This window comes from Streptomyces sp. JB150 (assembly GCF_011193355.1).
Classification (GTDB): domain Bacteria; phylum Actinomycetota; class Actinomycetes; order Streptomycetales; family Streptomycetaceae; genus Streptomyces.
The window spans coordinates 6,863,968-6,880,835 of record NZ_CP049780.1 but is presented as its reverse complement, the minus strand read 5'-3'; the positions used below and the strand labels follow the sequence as shown (position 1 = coordinate 6,880,835).

Genomic DNA, 16,868 nt, shown 5'->3' with positions numbered 1-16,868 from the left:
ACCCCGCTGGAGCAGTCACCACCCCACCGCGCCCGGCGACGGCCCAACCGCTGAACTCCCCTGTCCCCCCGACCGACTGGCATCCGGACGGCACCATGCCCCTCGACCTCGCCGCGCCGCTCGTGCGACGGCTCGGCGCCCATCAGCGCGGAGACCGCCAGGCGGTGCTGCACCGGGACGCCCTGGCAGAGGCCGAGGCCGTCCTCGCGTACAGCCTGGCCACACCGCGCGGCGCACCCCCGTGCATCCTCGACCGGGAGGGACTGCGGCTCGTGGCGCTGCTGCACAGCGCCCGCTGGACCGCGCGGGGATGTCCCGGGACGGACGCCGACCGGGACACCGCCGTACGGCTGTTCGCCCTGCTGGCCCCGTACCGGCCGGACGCCGTTCCGGCACGGCTGCGGGACGCCGTCGCCGCCGCGGACCGCCCGGTCGCCCACGACCTGGAGGACATGGGCAGCCGGGCCCTGGCGGCATACCGCCGGTGGGTAACCCAGCTCGACCCCCGCGCGCTCGAGGAAGCGATCAGCCTGTGGCGGTATGCCGCCGGTGTGCTGCCGCAGGGCCATCCGGGCGTCCCGATGGCCCACTCCAACCTGTGCACCGCGCTTCGGGACCGGTTCGTGGCGCACCGGGGCGCGCACCGCCCGGACCTCACCGAGGCCGTCGCCGCCGGCCGGCTGGCCGTCGCCTCGGCCGCACCGGACGATCCCGACCGGTGGATGTACTCCGGCAACCTCAGCGGCGCGCTGACCGTGCTGCACCAGGTGGCACCCGAGGAAGCCGACCCCCGGGAGGCGGTGGCCGCGGCGACGGACGCCGTCCGGCGCGCCCCGCGGCCCCACGCCGTGTACTACGGGCACCTCGGGGCCGCGCTGCTCTTCCGCGGGCAGCGGACCCCGGCCCGCGCGGAGGCGGATCTGGACGGAGCGATCGACGCGTTCACCGAGGCCGCGCGGTATGCGGCGGCGGACGATCCGCAGCGCGCCGGGTACCTGTCGAACCGGGCCGCCGCCCTGCACACCCGGTTCCTGACCGCCGCGGATCCGGACGAGGCCGACCTGGCCGACGCGCTGGAGGCGGCGGCGCTGGCGGCCCGGATCAGCCACCCCGCGGATCCGGAACGTGTCACCCACCTCGCCAACCACTGCGCCGTGCTGTCCACGCGGGCGGAGCGGACCCGGTCGGCGGCCGACGCCGAGGCGCTGCTCGCCGCGGAGCGCGCGGCGCTGGACGCGGCGCCGGACGACGGCTGGCGGGCCTCACGCCTGTGCTCCCTGAGCCGGGCGCTGCGGCTGCGCTTCACCTGCGGCGGTGAACAGCGGCACCTGGACGAGGCGGTGCGCACCGCCCGCCGGGCCGTACGGCTCGTCGGCGGCGCGGCCACCGGGCCGCTCGCTGAACTCGCCCTCGCCCTGCTGGACATGTCGCTGAACGCCCCGCCCGGCGGGAGCGAGGCGGAGTTCGAGGAGGCGACCGGCCTGCTGACCCGCCTGCGCCACGCCGTGGGCCCGCAGGACGAACCGGGCTCCCTGATCGACCGGCTGACCGAGGTCGGCGGCGTCCTTCTCGCCCGTGCGCAGGGCCACGAAGGGCATCCCGCCCCGGTACGCGCCAGCGACCTCGACCGTGCCCTGGCCGTCCTTCACCTCGCCGCGGACTTATCGGCAGACAGGCCCGAGCCGTCCACCCCCGAGGCACGGCGGCTCGCCGGCCGCGTCGCCACCACCCTGGGCGAGGCCACGGCCGCGCACTACGACCGGACCGGCGATCCGGCCGCGCTCGACGAGGCGGTGGCGCACCTGGACCGTGCCGTGTCCCTCACCGCGGCCGGACCTGCGGCGCCGCACGCCAGGGCGCTCACCGTCCTCGGGCTGGCCCTGCGCAAGCGCGGGGTGCACCGCGACAGTGCGGCCGACCTGCACCGAGCCGTGGAGGTGAGCGCCCGAGCAGTGGACCGTCTACCCCCCGACGATCCGCGGCGGCCCGGATGGCAGTCGCACCTGTCCGCCGCGCTCGTCGCCCGGTACCGGCGGCTGCGCACGGAGTCCGACGTGGAGGAGGCCCTGCGGACGAGCCGCGCGTCCCTGGCGGCGGCGTCCGGGGCACCGCCGTGGCAGCGTGCGGTCCTGCTCACGAACCTCGGCTCCGTGCTGCGCGAGACGTACTTCCGCACCAACGCCCTGTCCGATCTCGACGAGGCGATCGACGCGTTCCGGGACGCCGTCCGGGCGTCCGAGGCCGCCGGCCGGGCACCGGGCGACGCGGCCGGCCTGCTCGCCGAGGTGCTCGCGGAGCGCCATCACCGCCTCGGCCTGCCGGCCGACCTCGACGAGGCGATCGATGCGGGCCGGCGATACGTGGGGGCGTATCCCGCGGACCATGCCGGCAGAGCGGACACCGTGATCCAGCTGGCCATGGCCCTTCAGGAGCGGGCGGCGACAGCGGGCGGGGCCGGGGACGCGGAGGAGGCGGTCGCCCACCTGCGCCAGGTCGTCGGCGCGCTGCCCGCGGGGACACCGGTCCGCGAGCGTGCCGTGGCCTGGCTGTGCATCGCACTGCTGTCCCGCGCCGAGACGACGGGCTCGATCACCGACCTCGACGAGGTGATCGTCACGGCCGGGCCGGCCCTCGACCGCACTCCTCCCGGCCATCGGCTGGCGGTCTCCCTGCTGACCGCCCTGGGCATGGCGCACACCGCGAGATTCAAGGCGACCGGCGACGACGCCGACCTGCGCGCCGCCCGCGATGTGTTCCGTACCGCTGTCGGGCTGCCTGACCTGCCGCCCCTGGTGCACTTCTCCCACACCGCCCACTGGGCGCTTCGCTGCGCCCTGCTGGAGGACTGGGAGGAGTCCGTACGGGCCTACGAACGGGCCGTGGCGCAGCTGCCGCTGCTGGCCTGGCACGGACTCGCCCTCGCCGACCGGGTGCGGGGCTTCGCCGTCACCGACAACATCGGCTGTGACGCCGCCGCTGCCACGCTCAACGCGGGCCGGCCCCAGGAGGCGCTGCACCTGCTGGAGCGCAGCCGGGGCATCCTGCTGGCCCGGGCCACCGACTCCCGTTTCTCCCCGCAGACGCTGGCGGAGGAGGCACCGGACCTGGCCGGCCGGATCGCCGAACTGAACGCCGAGCTGTACGGCCCGGAAGCCGATCCGCTCGGCAGGCCGGGCGCCGGCCCGGACGACGAGCAGCGCGCCCGGGACCTCCGGCGTCGGCGGCTGACCCGGGAACTCGACACGCTGCTGCACCGCGCCCTGGCGGTGCTCGGGCTCGGGGACACGGTCGCCGCGCCGACGCCGCAGGAGTTGCGGGACGCGGCGGGCGACGGACCCGTCATCGTCGTCAACGTCAGCTTCCTGCGCTGCGACGCCTTCATCGTCACCGCGGGCGGCCTGAGCACCGTGCCGTTGCCTGAGCTGTACCTGGACGGACCCGGCGGCGTCGGCGAACGCGCCGGCGCGCTGCTCGCCGCCCTCGCCGACCCCGGTGCGGCGCCGCGGGAGGCGGAGACCGTCCTGCGCGCCACCCTCGACTGGCTCGCCAGGACGATCGTCGACCCGGTGCTCGGGGAACTCGACGCCGGTGGGGTGCCGCACGAACGCCTGTGGTGGTGTCCCACCGGCCCCCTGGCCCTGCTGCCGCTGCACGCCGCGGGCGCCCTGCCCGACCGGTACGTCTGCTCGTACGCCACGACCCTGCGCTCCCTCGCGGACGCCCGCGCCCGCGACGCGGCCGGCGCCCGCGCCGACACCGCGGACCGGGTTCTGGTCGTCGACGAGGCGGCCCTGCCCGGTCTGCGGCCGTTGCCGGGTGCCCGCCGGGAGGCGATGCAGCTGTACCGGAGGGATCCGCGGCACCGCACCCTGCTGGCGGGCGCGCCGCGCCACGTGGTGCGGCGGCAGCTCGGGCACCATGCCGTGCTGCACTTCGCCGGACACGCGGCACACGTCCCGGCCGACCCCGCCCGCAGCGGCCTGTACTGCGCCGATCACGCCGGCGCCGGGCCGCTCACCGTGGAGGAGATCGCCCGGCTGCGGCTGGAACGGGTCCGGCTCGCCTTCCTCTCGGCCTGCGAGACCGCTCGGGGCGCCACTGCCGTACCCGACGAGGGGGTCCATCTGGCCGGCGCCCTCCAACTGGCCGGATATCCGCATGTGGTGGCGGCGCAGTGGCCGGTCGCCGACCACGCGGCACACCTCCTCACCGAGCGCTTCTACGCCGAACTGGACACGGGCGGAGGCCTCGACCCGTCCCGCGCAGCCCACGCCCTGCACCGAGCCGTCCGCCACCTTCGGGCCACCGACCCGAACCCACTGCTGTGGGCCGCGTTCGTGCACAGCGGCCCGTGAGGCCGTGACTGCCTCGTCGGTCGTGGTGGCGGCGGGGCGGAGGTCGCTGCGGCGTAGACGGCGGGTGCCAGGAGCCCACCCAGCGTCTGCGCTGCCTGCCCGAGGCGCATTGTCCCCGCGGGTGGGCGGAGTTGTCGCACTTCGGGCTGTTGACACACCCGAGCGCATCTCTACCATCCCTGACGTCACAGTTTACGAACGCTGCTCGAAATCTCGAACCCGCTCGCTCCCTCGAACCCGCGCGTCCCGCCTGGAAGGAGCCCTCGGTGCTCAGACGTTCAAGCGGACGGTTCGTCCGTCTGCTCGCAACCGCTGCCCTGACGGTCAGCGCGTCCGTGACAGCCTCCACCCACTCCCCCGCCTCAGCCGCGCCGGGCAGCCCGGCCCTCACCCCGCCCTTGGGCTGGAACAGCTGGAACAGCTTCGGGTGCGGGATCACCGAGGCCCAGGTCCGCCAGGCCGCCGACGCGATGGTGTCCTCGGGCATGCGGGACGCCGGATACCAGTACGTGGTGGTCGACGACTGCTGGTTCGACCCGCAGCGTGACGCCCAGGGCAACCTGCGGGCCAACCCGACGAAGTTCCCGAGCGGAATGAAGGCGCTCGGGGACTACATCCACAGCAAGGGCCTGAAATTCGGCATCTACCAGGCACCCAACGAGCGCACCTGCGCACAGGCCGTGGGCACCTACCCCGGCTCCACCGGCAGCAAGGGCCACGAGGCCCAGGACGCCGCCACGTTCGCCTCGTGGGGCGTCGACTACCTCAAGTACGACTGGTGTTCCCCCAGCGGCACCCGTGACGAGCAGGTCGCGCGCTTCACGCTCATGCGCGATGCCCTGCGCGCCACCGGACGGCCGATCGTCTACAGCATCAACCCCAACAGTCTGCACACCCCCACCGGCGCCACGTACAACTGGGGCGAGGTCGCCGACCTGTGGCGTACCACCGAGGACCTACTGGACATCTGGCAGAACGGCAACACCAACAGCTACCCGATGGGCGTGGGCAACGTCGTGGACGTCACCGCGCCGCTGGCCGCGCAGTCGGGGCCGGGACACTGGAACGACCCCGACATGCTGGTCGTCGGCCGTCCCGGCCTGACCCTGACCGAAGCTCGCTCCCACTTCGCCCTGTGGGCCCTGATGGGCGCCCCGCTCATGGCCGGCAACGACATCCGCACCATGTCCGCCGACGTCAGCGCGATCCTGCGCAACCCGCGTCTGCTCGCGGTGAACCAGGACCGGCTGGGCGCGGGCGGGCGCAGGGTGCGCGACGACGGCGCCACCGAGGTCTTCGCCAAGCCCTTGTCCGACGGCTCGGTCGCGGTGGGCCTGTTCAACCGCGGCGAGGGGGCCACGACGGTCACCACCACGGCCGCCCAAACCGGCCTGTCCGGCGGTCCGTTCACCCTCACCGACCTGTGGACCGGCTCCGTGTCGAGTACGTCCGGACAGATCTCGGCGAGCGTCCCCGCCCATGGTGTGGCCGTGTTCCGGGTGAGCGGGGGTACGCCGCTGGCCGCCACCACCTCGCGTCTGCGGGGCAGTGCCTCCGGCCGCTGCGTGGACGTGGACAACGCCTCCACCGCCGCCGGCGCCACCGTACTGCTGTGGGACTGCCACACCGCCGCCAACCAGCTGTGGACCACCTGGGCCGGCGGCGAGATCCGCGTCTACGGCGACAAGTGCCTGGACGCCTACAACCAGGGCACCGCCAACGGCACCCGCGTCGTCACCTGGCCCTGCAACGGCCAGAACAACCAGAAGTGGACCGTCGGCGCCGACGGGTCGATCCGCAACGTCCACTCCGGCCTGTGCCTCGACGCCGGCGGGGCCGGCACCGCCAACGGGACCCCGCTGGTCCTGTGGACCTGCAACGGCCAGGCCAACCAGAAGTGGTCCCGCGCCTGAGCGGGCGTTGGATCGGCGTCCCGACGACCGGCGACGCCCCGCTGTCCTTGCCGCGTCATCGGCTCCGGACTGACGGGACCGGCCCGGTGCAGGCGGCGCGGCCGAAGGCACCCACGGCGGTGGCGCGTTGAACATGCCGGCCGCGGTTGGCCAGGTCGGTCGCAGGCCACCTGGCCGCCCGTTTCGTCGAGGAGGACGGCGACGGTCGGGGCCTTGCCCAGCGGCACCGGCACGGTCTAGGTCATCTCGGCCGTGCCCTTGCCGGTGACCTCGTAGGTCACCTCAGCCGCCGGTACGGCGCGCGGCTCAGGTGTGGCCTCAGCCGTGTCCAGGACGCCATGGCCGACAAGACCACCACAGGCGAGCAGCAGTGCCGCGGCGATCACCAGGCCCTGGCGGCCGGTGGTGCCCTTCCTGCCGCCCTCGTCTGCCGGATCGGCAACCCGCGGCTCCGCATGTTCCAGTTCTTTTCGCTCCGGCCCAGAAGACCGGTGGGACCGGCCGCAGGTGCGTTGCCCTCTTCGATCCCCAATCTGCCGGGTGCTCGCCGATGGTGGATTCCGCACCGTAACCCATTGCGAGAACGGTGGAGCGTCCCTTCTTCGAGAGCTACCGCTGACGGGGCAGAAGAGGTGACCGGCCCCTGACGTCCATCTCGGGGGCCGGTCACCCAACGCGTCCCCGTGCTCGTACTCACCCGCTGCGCGGCGGGTACGTCCGCTTGTGATACGCCAGTCACCCGCGCGCACCTACGGAACCACGAGGGGCAGCGTCTGGCGGGCACATCGCCTGCCCGCCACCGGCCAATGGACCAATCAGCCATTGCCGCAGGTCAGCGGACCCTTCCCCGCGGCTTCAACGGGACCGGCGGCAGCTCCGGAGCAGGCAGCGGAGCACCGTCGTACCCCTTCACCTCGCCGAATCGCGCCCCTTCCATCCAGTCCCGCCGTGCCTGTTCGATCTCCTTCTGGGAGCGTCCGATCCAGTTCCAGAACATGATCAGTTCTTCCTCGAACGGCTCGCCGCCCAGAAGCATCAGGTCCGCGTCGGAGTCGGCGCGCAAGGGGAGTTCGGTGCGGCCGCAGCCGAGGTAGAGCATGGAGCCGGAAAGGACGGGGACGCCGTCGACGTGGGCCTCGCCGGACATGGAGAGGACGGCGTACTCGAAGTCCGGTTCGAGGGGGAGGCGGACATCCGTGCCGCGGGTGAGGGCGAGGTCGGCGCCGACGATCGGGGTGTACGCGGTCCCCGGTGAGGTCGCGCCGTCGAGGTCGCCGAGGATCAGGGTGGCCCGCAGGCCGGGTGCCGTGACGACCGGGAGGTCACCGTGGTGTTCGAAGTGCGGGTCGGTGTGCCGGTGGGCGTCCGGGAGGGCGATCCAGAGCTGGGCGCCGTGCAGGAAGCGGGCGTGTGACCGGGGGCTCTCCTCGGAGTGGCTGATCGCCCGGCCGGAGGTCATCAGGCCGAGTTCGCGCGGGCGGATCAGCCGGCGGCTGCCGGTCGAGTCGCGGTGCAGGACCTCGCCCTCGTGCAGCCAGCTGACGGTCTGCAGGCCCATGTGCGGGTGCGGCGGCACCTGCATGCCGGGCTCGTCGGCGATGTCGTCGGGCCCATAGTGGTCGACGAAGCACCATGCGCCCACCATCCGGCGGCCCAGGTTGGGCAGCAGCCGGCGGACCTCCGTCGACTCGCCGAGCGGCACCCGGCGCGGGCTGAGGAGTTCGCGTACCGGATCCGCCACCACGAAACCACGGCCGCCGCACACGCTCGGTACCGCCTGACGGTCGAGATTGCTCATGGCGCCCAACCTAGCCCCCCGGCGGCACCGTCGACAGGCCGGCGCCCGAACCGTACGACAGGGCAGGTCAGCACGGCCGGTCTGCCGGCCGGGCGCCGCGGCTCACCCGCCGCGCAGCCCGCGCCTGTCCCCCGCCACCAGTCTGCGCAGCCGGTCCGGCGGGCTCACCCCGGTCTCCACCCGCAGCCGGCGCGCGTACCGCTCGAACTCCCGGCGTGCCTGGGTGGCGTTGCCCTCCGCGAGATGGGCGCGGATCAGTGTGCCCCGGCTGCTCTCCCGCAGCGGGTCCGCCTGGACGGCGGCGTGCGCGGCGATGACCGCCTCGGGGTGGCGCCGGGCCGCCATGAAGTCGGCGGCCAGTCTCTCCAGGGCGTGCGTGCGCAGCTGGCGCCACGTCTCGGCCTCCTGCAGCACCCAGTCCTCGTACCAGCCCGGCAGCAGGTCGGCGGACAGGTCCAGCACCGTGGTGGCGCCGAATCTCGGGCGGTGGAGCGGGGATCCGTCCGGGTCCAGCACCAGCGCGGCGAGGGCCCGCGCCCGGTGGTAGTCGACGCTGACGCCGGGGGCCAGGCGTACGGCGGAGGAGGTCACCTCCAGGGCGCTGCGGCCGGGGTCGCGCAGGCGGACGAGTGCCGAGCGGAGGTTGGCGTTGGCGCAGTGCTCGGGGGCCTCGGGCCACAGGCTGCCGGCGACGAGCGCGCGCGGTACGGCGCCCCGGCAGGACACCGCCACGAAGGCCAGCAGACGGGCGGGCGCGGGCGGCACGGGCACCGGTGCGTCGCCGACCGTGAGGGAGAAACCACCGAGGAGCGCGAGGTGCGCTCGGCGAGGCGCGGTCTCGTTCACGCTGACCACAACGCCAGGTTATGCCGAGGTCGCCACGGCGGCCCGTCGGAGACCGTCGGGGGACTTTCGGCAGACTCTCGCACACCCTCTGAAAATAGTAGCCATGGATATCGTAGCCATGTACGGTGTTTCGCATGAGCGCGACACACGATGGCGCCACGCCGGGTTTCCTGGTCTGGCGGCTGTCCATGAAGTGGCGGGTGGCGGTCGACCGCGCGGTGGCCCCGCTGGGGCTCACGCACGCGCAGTACTCGCTGGTGGCCTCGCTGTACGGCATGCAGCGCGCCGGGGAGCGTCCCAGCCAGCGGCGGCTGGCCGACCACACCGGGCTCGAACCGCTCTACGTGTCGAAGCTGGCGCGCGCCCTGGAGGCCGCGGGGCTGCTCGAACGCGCCCGCGATCCCCGCGATCCGCGTGCCGTGCAGCTCGCCCTCACCGAGCGGGGGCGGGAGGTCACCCGGCAGGCCATCGACGTCGTCCAGGAGCTGCTCCGGCAGTTGCTGGAGCCGCTCGGCGGCCTCGACAGTCCCCGTGCCCGGGACTTCAGCCGCGATCTTCGCACTCTGCTCGACGCACCCCTCGACACATCGCTCCACGCACCGCTCGACGCCCCTCCCGACCATCACGCGAACCAGCAGGAGCAGCAGCCATGACGATCCACACGAACCCGACGTCCACCACGCCCGGCCCCTCCGCCACGCCCCTCCTCAACAGCCGCGTCCTGGCACTCGCCCACTACGCCGCCCGCGCGGTCCTCGAGTCCGTGCTCGTCCGGCACGGGCTGGTCTTCCAGGAGTCGGTCGCCCTGCGGGTGGTCGCCGTCGCCGGGGCGCCCGTGGACCGAAACGCCCTCGTCGGTGAGGTCGTCGGCGCGCTCAAGGCCGACCCGGCCGACGCGCACCGCACCGTGACCGCGCTGGCGGACAAGGGGCTGGTCGCGGCCGAGGGGGCCGTCGTACGGATGACCGACGCCGGGCGGGAGCTGTACGCCGCGCTCTCCGCCGAGACGCAGGAGATCTCCGCGCGGATCTACGCCGGGATCCCCGAGGAGGACCTGGCCGTCGCCGGGCGGGTGCTCGCCCTCGTCACCGAGCGGGAGAACGCCGAACTGGCGGCCCGGAACGGCTGACTACGCGACTCCTCGAGGCCGTGGAATGTTCGGCGGTCCGCCGGGGTTGCAGCGCCCGAAGGAGGTCACCAGTGGACACGACGTACTACGACCACGGGACGCCCGCGGAGCGCTGGGAGCGCGCGCGGATGTTCTTCGACGCCAAGGACTACGCAGCCGCGGCGCGGGTCCTGGACGGGCTGGTCGGGGAGGCGCCGGAGCAGACCGGTCCGCGTCTGCTGCTGGCTCGCGCCTACTACCACTCGGCCCAGCTGCGCCGCGCCGAGGCCGAGCTGCGGGTCATCGTGGAGCGCGATCCGGTGGAGCACTACGCCCGGCTGATGCTGGGCCGTACGCTCCAGCGCCAGGGGCGGCAGGAGGAGGCCGAGCCCCATCTGCGGATCGCGTCCGCGCTGGCCGGTGACTTCGAGCGGCTCTGAGGACGGACGCGAGGACAGGTAACGAGGACGGAAACCCGTCGGGCCCGGCTCCCCCCTGTGGAGCCGGGCCCGACGGGCGTCCGGTGCGGCTTCGGCAGCCCGGTGACTACTTCGCCGCGTACGTCCGCCGCCCCCGCCGGTGGGCGATCTCGCCGAGCACGATGTCCACGAGCAGGAACGCGGCCAGCGGGATGCCGAGCAGCGGCACGAAGTAGCCGACGACCGCGACCGCGGCGAGCAGCGGGACGAGGACTTGCGGCGGCACCTGCGCCCAGGCGCCGCGCGGGACGGGGCGGCCGAAGGCGGAGTCGCGGCCGCGCTGCCACCACATGCGGTAGCCCCACACGATCAGGACGATCAGGGAGGCGGCGAGGAGCATCAGGGCGATCTGGTTGGCCAGGCCGAACAGGACGCCGGAGTGCAGGTCGATCCCCCAGCGGGTCAGCTTGGCCAGGACCGGGTAGTCCGCGAACCGCAGCACGTCCAGGACCTCGCCGGTGGCCGGGTCGACCGCCACCGCGTCCTGCTTCTCCGGCCAGATGCGCTGCACCTGCTTGACGACGTACGCGGACGAGGCGTCGGCGGGCGGCTGGATCTCGACGGGGTCGGTCAGCCCTTCCGCGCGCGCCGCGGCCAGCACCGTGTCGAGGCCGGCGCCGGGCGCGGCCTGCTCGCCGCCGGAGGAGCCCGCACCGCCGTGCTCGGCGTGTTCCCCCGCCGCCGAGGAGAGCACCGGCGTGGCACCGCCGAGCGAGGTGCGCAGTTCGTCGATGTTCGCTCCGGCGTACGCCGACCAGGTCAGGCCGGTGGCCGAGAGGAACAGGAAGCCGGCCGCGGCCCAGGCGCCGACGGTGCCGTGCAGTCCCAGGGTGCGGCGCCGGCCGCTGGTGCCGCGCAGTTTGCGCAGGGCGCGGCGGCGGGAGAACCAGAGGACCAGTCCGCCGGCCGCGATCACCCACAGCCAGCTGGCGGCGAGTTCGCTGTAGAGGCGGCCGGTCTCGCCGAGGTGCAGATCGCGGTGGAGTTCGTCGATCCAGGTGCGCAGCGGCAGCGCGCCGGACGCGCCGTACTGTTCGAGGGCGCCCTTCACCTTGGCGGTGTACGGGTCGACGAAGACGGCGAGGGTGTGGTCGGGGTCGACGCCGGGGACGCCGGAGAGCAGCACCCTGGTGGTGGCGTCGGCGGCGGGCGAGGGCCGTACGGCGGTGACCGTGCCCTCGGGGTGGGCCTCGCGGGCGGCGGCGACCTGCTGGGAGACGGGGAGCTTGGCGTCGCCGACGGGGACGGTCAGCTCGTCGGCGTAGACGATCTTCTCGGCCTGGAAGGATCCGGCGTACAGCAGGCCGGTGACCGCGGCGACGAGCAGGAACGGGGCGACGAGCACCCCGGCGTAGAAGTGCAGGCGCAGGATCAGCGGGCGCAGCGGAGCCCAGCCGCGGGGCGGCGCGCTCGGCGCGGCCGGCTGGGTGGCCTCGTCCGCGTGGGGCGAGGGAGCGGTGGTCATCGGTGGGTCTCTCCGGGACGAGTGTGTGGTCGGCCGTGGTGCTCCAGTGGTCGGATGGCGGGGGCGGGGAGTTCCCAGGGACTTGAGTGACCTGTGTCACACAGGCTAGAGGGGCATGGCATGCTGGCGGAATGTCTACTCCCAGCCATCGCGTGCCCGTTGCCGAGCAGGTCGAGGAACTCCTGGCCGCGGAAGGGCCGTTGCCCATCGTGGCGGCGGGCGATCCGGTGCTGCGGCGGCCGGCCGAGCCGTTCGACGGCCAGCTGGAGCCTGCCCTGCTGGCCCGTTTCGTCGAGGCGCTGCGCCGCACGATGCACGCGGCGCCGGGGGTGGGGCTCGCCGCGCCGCAGGTCGGGATCGGGCTGCGGATCGCGGTGCTGGAGGATCCGGCGCCGGTGCCGGAGGAGGTGCGGCGGGCGCGCGGGCGGGTGCCGCTGCCGTTCCGGGTGCTGGTCAACCCGTCGTACGAGCCGGTCGGCGGTGAGCGGGCGGCGTTCTTCGAGGGGTGTCTGAGCGTGCCGGGCTGGCAGGCGGTGGTGGCGCGGCCGGCGCGGGTGCGGCTGACGGGCGCGGACGAGCACGGCCGCGCCGTGGACGAGGTGGTCTCCGGCTGGCCCGCGCGGATCGTGCAGCACGAGACCGACCACCTCGACGGCGTGCTGTACCTCGACCGCGCGGAGCCGCGCTCGCTGTCGTCGCACCAGGCGGTGGCGGAGCGCTGGAACCAGCCGACACCCGAGGAGGCCGCGCGGGCCCTGGGGTTCCCGCTCCCCCGGTGAACCGGCCACCCCGGGGGTGCGCGCGCCCTGACTGCCGGGCCGCGCACCTTCCCTGACGGTCCGTCAGCTGTCCCGGTAGGCCTCCAGCAGCCGCAGCCACACCTCGCTGACCGTCGGGTACGACGGGACGGCGTGCCACAGCCGGCCGACCGGGACCTGGCCCACGACGGCGATGGTGGCGGAGTGGATCAGCTCGCCGACGCCGGGGCCGACGAACGTGACGCCGCGCAGGATCTCGTCCTCCAGGTCGACGACCATGCGGGCGCGGCCGCGGTAGCCGTCGGCGTAGAGTCCGGCACCCGCGACCGACGCGAGGTCGACGTCGACGGCGCGGACGCGGTGTCCGGCGGCCTCCGCCTCGGCCAGGGAGAGGCCGACGGCCGCCGCCTCGGGGTCGGTGAAGACGACCTGCGGTACGGCGGCGTGGTCGGCGGTGGCGGCGTGCGCGCCCCACGGCTCGGCCTCCAGCGCGGCCTCTCCGGAGGCGCGGGCGGCGATCGCGGCGCCCGCGATCCGGGCCTGGTACTTGCCCTGGTGGGTGAGGAGGGCCCGCTCGTTGACGTCGCCGACGGCGTAGAGCCAGTCGGTGCCGGGGACGCGCAGGCTGTCGTCGACCGGCAGCGGGCGGCCGGGCTCCAGGCCGACGGTGTCCAGGCCGATGTCGTCGGTGCGGGGGGCGCGGCCGGTGGCGAACAGGATCTCGTCCGCCTCGACGCGGTCGCCGGCGTCGGTCACGGCGACCACCGTGCCGTCCTCCCGGCTGACCGCCGTCACGGACGTGCCGGTGCGGATCTCGGCGCCGGCCTCGGTCAGCGCCTCGGCGACCAGCTCCCCGGCGAACGGCTCCATGCGCGGGAGCAGCCCCTTGCCGCGCACCAGCATGGTCACCCGGGATCCGAGGGCCTGCCAGGCGGTGGCCATCTCGGTGGCGACCACGCCGCCGCCGACCACGATCAGCCGTCCGGGCACCGTCTTGGCGCTGGTGGCCTCGCGACTGGTCCAGGGCCGGACGTCGGCGAGCCCCGGCAGTCCGGGCAGCCGGGCGCGGCTGCCGGTGCAGACGGCCACGGCGTGCCGGGCGGTGAGGGTGCGCCTGCTGCCGTCGGGGCCGGTGACCGTCACCGTGCGGGGTCCGGCGAGGCGGCCGTGGCCCCGGTAGAGGTCGGCGCCGACGCCCTTCAGCCAGTCGGCCTGCCCGTCGTCGTGCCAGTGGGAGGTGTACTCGTCCCGGTGGGCGAGCACGGCGGGCGCGTCGAGGGGGCCCTGCACGAGGTGGCGCAGACCGGGGACGCGGCGGGCGTCCGCGCGGGCGATCACCGGGCGCAGCAGGGCCTTGCTGGGCATGCACGCCCAGTAGGAGCACTCGCCGCCGACCAGTTCGCTCTCCACGACCGCGGTGGTGAGGCCGGCCGCGCGCGTGCGGTCGGCGACGTTCTCCCCCACGGGCCCGGCTCCGAGGACCACGACGTCGTACGCGATGGAATCCGTTTCCGTCATGGGGTCAGTCTGGTGGGTGGTGTGCGCGGAGGCCACAGGGGTACGCGCGCGGATGCGCGACGCCGCGCGCACGCGTCCGCCGTACGGGTCGGCGCGCACGGAATAGGCGGCTGTCCGGCCGTGTTGTGCGGACGGCTCGCCCCTATACCGGGACCCCCACCAGGAAGCAGGGATACGCCATGAGCAGCACCGTGGAGCTGACCAAGGAGAACTTCGACCAGACGGTCACGGACAACGACTTCGTGCTGATCGACTTCTGGGCGGAGTGGTGCGGTCCCTGCCGGCAGTTCGCGCCGGTGTACGAGAAGGCGGCGCAGGCCAACCCGGACCTGGTGTTCGGCAAGGTGGACACCGAGGCCCAGCCGGAGCTGGCGGCGGCCTTCGGCATCCAGTCCATCCCGACGCTGATGATCGTCCGCGACCAGGTGGCCGTGTTCGCGCAGCCCGGCGCGCTGCCCGAGGCGGCGCTGGCGGATGTGATCGGGCAGGCCCGCGCTCTCGACATGGACGAGGTCCGCAAGGCGGTCGCCGAGCAGCAGGCGAAGGCGGCGCAGGGCGGTGGCGGTCAGGCAGACCGCTGACCCGCCGGGCGGTTCCCGTCATTCCGCCTGGTGAGCGGCGCTCGCTCGATGCGACGCGTGGTCAGCTGGAGTCGCGGTGCACCACCGCGGCGCCCAGCACCTCGCGGTGCTCCAGCGCGGCGCCGGGTTCGCGGACCGCGCGGTCGACGAGTTCGGCGAGGTCACGGCCCGACGGCAGTTCGATGTGGACGGTGCTGAGGCGGGGCCGCAGCAGCCGTCCGGCCATGAGGTCGTCGGCGCCGATCAGGGCCGTGTCGCCGGGGAGGTCGACGCCCTCGTCCTGGAGCGCGCGCATGAGCAGCACGGCGTACTCGTCGTTGTACGCGAACACCCCGTCGAGGCCGAGGTCGCCCCAGCGCGCGGCGAGCCGGGCGGCGGACCGCTCCTCGTAGGCGAGCGGCAGCTCGGTCACGGTGGCGTCGGTGCCGCGCAGGGCCTGGCGTACGCCGTCCAGGCGGGGGCGGGAGAAGGGCTCCAGGCCGGGCTCCTCGGGGACGACGACACCGATCCGGCGCCGTCCGCGCGCGTACAGATGCGCGCCCGCCGCCCGGCCGACCGCCGCGTGGTCCATGAGCAGGGCGTGCGCGCCCTCGACGGGCTCGGGTCCGAGGGTGACCACGGCGCGGGCGCCGGAGCGCTTGAGCAGGGCGACGCCCCGCGGGCCGAGGCCAAAGCCGGGCACGAGGACGGCCACGGGGCGCAGCTCGGCCCAGGCGCGGGCCGCCTCGTCGCCGGTCAGGCCCAGGCTGCCGTACTGCACGACCGTGTAGTCGAGGCGGCCGAGGGCCCACTGGAGCTCGTTGATGAACTGGCTGTAGAGCGGTCCGACCGGGATGGCCGGGGCGGGCATCAGGACCATCCGGCTGTGCCCGGCGCGCAGGCTGCGGGCCGCCGCGTGGGGGACGTATCCGAGTTCCTCGGCGGCCTCGTGGACCCGGCGGCGGGTGGGTTCGCTGATGCGTACGGCGCTGGTGTTGTTCAGGACGTAGGAGACGGTCGCCCGGGAGACGCCGGCCAGACGGGCCACATCGGCACTCGTGGGCACGGAACGCTGCGCGGGCGCGGGCGTTTTCGGTATCTGCACCATGACGTACGGCATCTTGGCAGAGGCCCGGGGGCCTGGACCGGGCACCCCCGGACACCGGACGCCTCTGTTCGCCGGGCACCTGCGGGCTTACGGGCGCCCCCCGGCGCCGGGCACCTCCGGGCGTCGGACGTCTCCGGGCGTCCGGGCACCTCAGGACATCCGGCCCCCGGCATCCTGCCCCTCGGGCATCCGGGCACACCCCGAGGCCTCGGGTGTCCGCGGGGCGTCGCGCGTGCGCCGGACGAGGGTCAGGGCTTGTCGGCCGCGGCCGGTGTGACGCCGGTGACGCGGGTGACCAGGTCGGTCCAGCCCGCCTCCAGCCGGGCCAGGGGCATGCCGCACTGCTTGGTCAGGTGGTGGACCGAGACGGGGTCGAGGAAGCCCATCAGCGCGGGCACGAGGAGTTCGCAGTCCGCGTCGGGCAGCGCCTGCCGCAGCAGCAGCGTGACGTGGCCGCGCTGCAGGCGCCGGGCCGGGGCGGTGAACCGGCGGGCCGGGTCGGGCTCGGCCGCGATCTGGAGTTCCAGCGACTGCGCGCAGTGGCGGAGCATGGCGTGCCCGAAGGCGTTGAGCCGGTCCACGGGCGGGGCGCCGGGGCCGAGCGGCGGGGGCCCACTGAGGAACGCGGCCTGGAACGTGCGCTCGGAGTGGTCGAGCAGCGCGGTGAGCAGTCCGACGCGGTCGCCGAAGCGCCGGAAGACGGTGCCCTTGCCGACCTGGGCCGCAGCGGCCACCGCCTCCATGGTGACGCCGGCCGCGCCGTGCTCCGCGATCAGCTTGGCGGCCGCCTCCAGCAGCCGGGCCCGGTTGCGCGCGGCGTCGGCGCGCAGGCAGGGGTCCTGTCCGGCGACGCCCAGCTCCAGCAACTCGGGGGTGCCGGCGGGCTCCTGGTGCGACGGGAAGGGCGGCAGGGAGGCGGACATGAGTCCAGCGTAGAGCATCGGGAATGAAACTGGACCG

14 protein-coding genes are annotated in these 16,868 nt (G+C 74.4%); 7 read left to right on the top strand and 7 right to left on the bottom strand.

Annotation, left to right across the window (positions count from 1 at the left end; genetic code table 11):
* Nucleotides 1-95: 95 nt before the first annotated feature.
* Both G7Z13_RS31325 and G7Z13_RS31320 read left to right on the top strand, forming a co-directional pair.
* Nucleotides 96-4,355 carry a CHAT domain-containing protein gene (locus tag G7Z13_RS31325; RefSeq protein ID WP_166003870.1) on the top strand — a complete coding sequence of 1,420 codons (4,260 nt, stop codon included), beginning with the start codon at nucleotides 96-98 and terminating at the stop codon, nucleotides 4,353-4,355.
* A 266-nt stretch (nucleotides 4,356-4,621) separates the two neighbouring features.
* Nucleotides 4,622-6,268: a ricin-type beta-trefoil lectin domain protein gene (locus tag G7Z13_RS31320; protein ID WP_166003868.1), complete on the top strand. Its 1,647-nt coding sequence runs from the start codon at nucleotides 4,622-4,624 to the stop codon at nucleotides 6,266-6,268.
* A 236-nt stretch (nucleotides 6,269-6,504) separates the two neighbouring features.
* On the opposite strand, the gene G7Z13_RS33930 is transcribed toward G7Z13_RS31320, so the two are convergent.
* The 3 genes from G7Z13_RS33930 to G7Z13_RS31305 all read right to left on the bottom strand — a co-directional run bounded on the left by G7Z13_RS33930 (nucleotide 6,505) and on the right by G7Z13_RS31305 (nucleotide 8,921).
* The gene (locus tag G7Z13_RS33930) at nucleotides 6,505-6,654 is read right to left on the bottom strand and encodes a hypothetical protein (RefSeq protein ID WP_240926409.1); all 150 of its coding nucleotides are present in this window, start codon (nucleotides 6,652-6,654) and stop codon (nucleotides 6,505-6,507) included.
* A gap of 446 nt (nucleotides 6,655-7,100) precedes the next feature.
* Nucleotides 7,101-8,066: a pirin family protein gene (locus tag G7Z13_RS31310; protein ID WP_166003867.1), complete on the bottom strand. Its 966-nt coding sequence runs from the start codon at nucleotides 8,064-8,066 to the stop codon at nucleotides 7,101-7,103.
* Between the two features lie 102 nt (nucleotides 8,067-8,168).
* Nucleotides 8,169-8,921 (bottom strand): BTAD domain-containing putative transcriptional regulator, encoded by a 753-nt coding sequence (locus G7Z13_RS31305; RefSeq protein WP_240926408.1) that lies wholly within the window; start codon nucleotides 8,919-8,921, stop codon nucleotides 8,169-8,171.
* A gap of 125 nt (nucleotides 8,922-9,046) precedes the next feature.
* Between G7Z13_RS31305 and G7Z13_RS31300 the strand changes: the two genes are divergently transcribed.
* The 3 genes from G7Z13_RS31300 to G7Z13_RS31290 all read left to right on the top strand — a co-directional run bounded on the left by G7Z13_RS31300 (nucleotide 9,047) and on the right by G7Z13_RS31290 (nucleotide 10,460).
* Nucleotides 9,047-9,565 (top strand): MarR family transcriptional regulator, encoded by a 519-nt coding sequence (locus G7Z13_RS31300; protein ID WP_166003865.1) that lies wholly within the window; start codon nucleotides 9,047-9,049, stop codon nucleotides 9,563-9,565.
* On the top strand, nucleotides 9,562-10,041 hold the full coding sequence (locus G7Z13_RS31295) for a MarR family winged helix-turn-helix transcriptional regulator (RefSeq protein WP_166003864.1): 480 nt from the start codon (nucleotides 9,562-9,564) through the stop codon (nucleotides 10,039-10,041). Before G7Z13_RS31300 ends, G7Z13_RS31295 begins: the two co-directional genes overlap by 4 nt.
* Nucleotides 10,042-10,112: 71 nt before the next feature.
* A complete protein-coding gene (locus G7Z13_RS31290) occupies nucleotides 10,113-10,460 on the top strand; it encodes a tetratricopeptide repeat protein (protein ID WP_166003862.1) in 348 nt (115 codons plus the stop codon).
* Nucleotides 10,461-10,566: 106 nt separating this feature from the next.
* On the opposite strand, the gene G7Z13_RS31285 is transcribed toward G7Z13_RS31290, so the two are convergent.
* Nucleotides 10,567-11,964 (bottom strand): PepSY domain-containing protein, encoded by a 1,398-nt coding sequence (locus G7Z13_RS31285; protein ID WP_166003861.1) that lies wholly within the window; start codon nucleotides 11,962-11,964, stop codon nucleotides 10,567-10,569.
* 131 nt (nucleotides 11,965-12,095) lie between these two features.
* Between G7Z13_RS31285 and G7Z13_RS31280 the strand changes: the two genes are divergently transcribed.
* A complete protein-coding gene (locus G7Z13_RS31280) occupies nucleotides 12,096-12,743 on the top strand; it encodes a peptide deformylase (RefSeq protein ID WP_166003859.1) in 648 nt (215 codons plus the stop codon).
* A gap of 63 nt (nucleotides 12,744-12,806) precedes the next feature.
* Here the strand turns inward: G7Z13_RS31280 and G7Z13_RS31275 are convergent, their stop codons facing one another.
* Entirely contained in the window at nucleotides 12,807-14,240 is a 1,434-nt protein-coding gene (locus tag G7Z13_RS31275; protein ID WP_166003857.1) for an NAD(P)/FAD-dependent oxidoreductase, read from the bottom strand.
* Between the two features lie 179 nt (nucleotides 14,241-14,419).
* Between G7Z13_RS31275 and trxA the strand changes: the two genes are divergently transcribed.
* Nucleotides 14,420-14,821, top strand: coding sequence for a thioredoxin (gene trxA, locus G7Z13_RS31270; protein WP_166003855.1), 402 nt, complete (start codon nucleotides 14,420-14,422; stop codon nucleotides 14,819-14,821).
* 61 nt (nucleotides 14,822-14,882) lie between these two features.
* Here the strand turns inward: trxA and G7Z13_RS31265 are convergent, their stop codons facing one another.
* Together G7Z13_RS31265 and G7Z13_RS31260 are read right to left on the bottom strand one after the other, a co-directional pair.
* A complete protein-coding gene (locus G7Z13_RS31265) occupies nucleotides 14,883-15,908 on the bottom strand; it encodes a LacI family DNA-binding transcriptional regulator (RefSeq protein WP_166003853.1) in 1,026 nt (341 codons plus the stop codon).
* Between the two features lie 248 nt (nucleotides 15,909-16,156).
* On the bottom strand, nucleotides 16,157-16,849 hold the full coding sequence (locus G7Z13_RS31260) for a TetR/AcrR family transcriptional regulator (RefSeq protein ID WP_166003851.1): 693 nt from the start codon (nucleotides 16,847-16,849) through the stop codon (nucleotides 16,157-16,159).
* Nucleotides 16,850-16,868: the final 19 nt, after the last annotated feature.

What these genes read in the sequence shown, in the direction of transcription:
- G7Z13_RS31285 (WP_166003861.1), bottom strand. Translation starts at nt 11,964, where the DNA reads ATGACCACCGCTCCCTCGCCCCACGCGGACGAGGCCACCCAGCCGGCC.
- G7Z13_RS31280 (WP_166003859.1), top strand. Translation starts at nt 12,096, where the DNA reads ATGTCTACTCCCAGCCATCGCGTGCCCGTTGCCGAGCAGGTCGAGGAA.
- G7Z13_RS31300 (WP_166003865.1), top strand. Translation starts at nt 9,047, where the DNA reads ATGAGCGCGACACACGATGGCGCCACGCCGGGTTTCCTGGTCTGGCGG.
- G7Z13_RS31325 (WP_166003870.1), top strand. Translation starts at nt 96, where the DNA reads ATGCCCCTCGACCTCGCCGCGCCGCTCGTGCGACGGCTCGGCGCCCAT.
- G7Z13_RS31260 (WP_166003851.1), bottom strand. Translation starts at nt 16,849, where the DNA reads ATGCTCTACGCTGGACTCATGTCCGCCTCCCTGCCGCCCTTCCCGTCG.
- trxA (WP_166003855.1), top strand. Translation starts at nt 14,420, where the DNA reads ATGAGCAGCACCGTGGAGCTGACCAAGGAGAACTTCGACCAGACGGTC.
- G7Z13_RS31275 (WP_166003857.1), bottom strand. Translation starts at nt 14,240, where the DNA reads ATGACGGAAACGGATTCCATCGCGTACGACGTCGTGGTCCTCGGAGCC.
- G7Z13_RS31265 (WP_166003853.1), bottom strand. Translation starts at nt 15,908, where the DNA reads ATGGTGCAGATACCGAAAACGCCCGCGCCCGCGCAGCGTTCCGTGCCC.
- G7Z13_RS31295 (WP_166003864.1), top strand. Translation starts at nt 9,562, where the DNA reads ATGACGATCCACACGAACCCGACGTCCACCACGCCCGGCCCCTCCGCC.
- G7Z13_RS31310 (WP_166003867.1), bottom strand. Translation starts at nt 8,066, where the DNA reads ATGAGCAATCTCGACCGTCAGGCGGTACCGAGCGTGTGCGGCGGCCGT.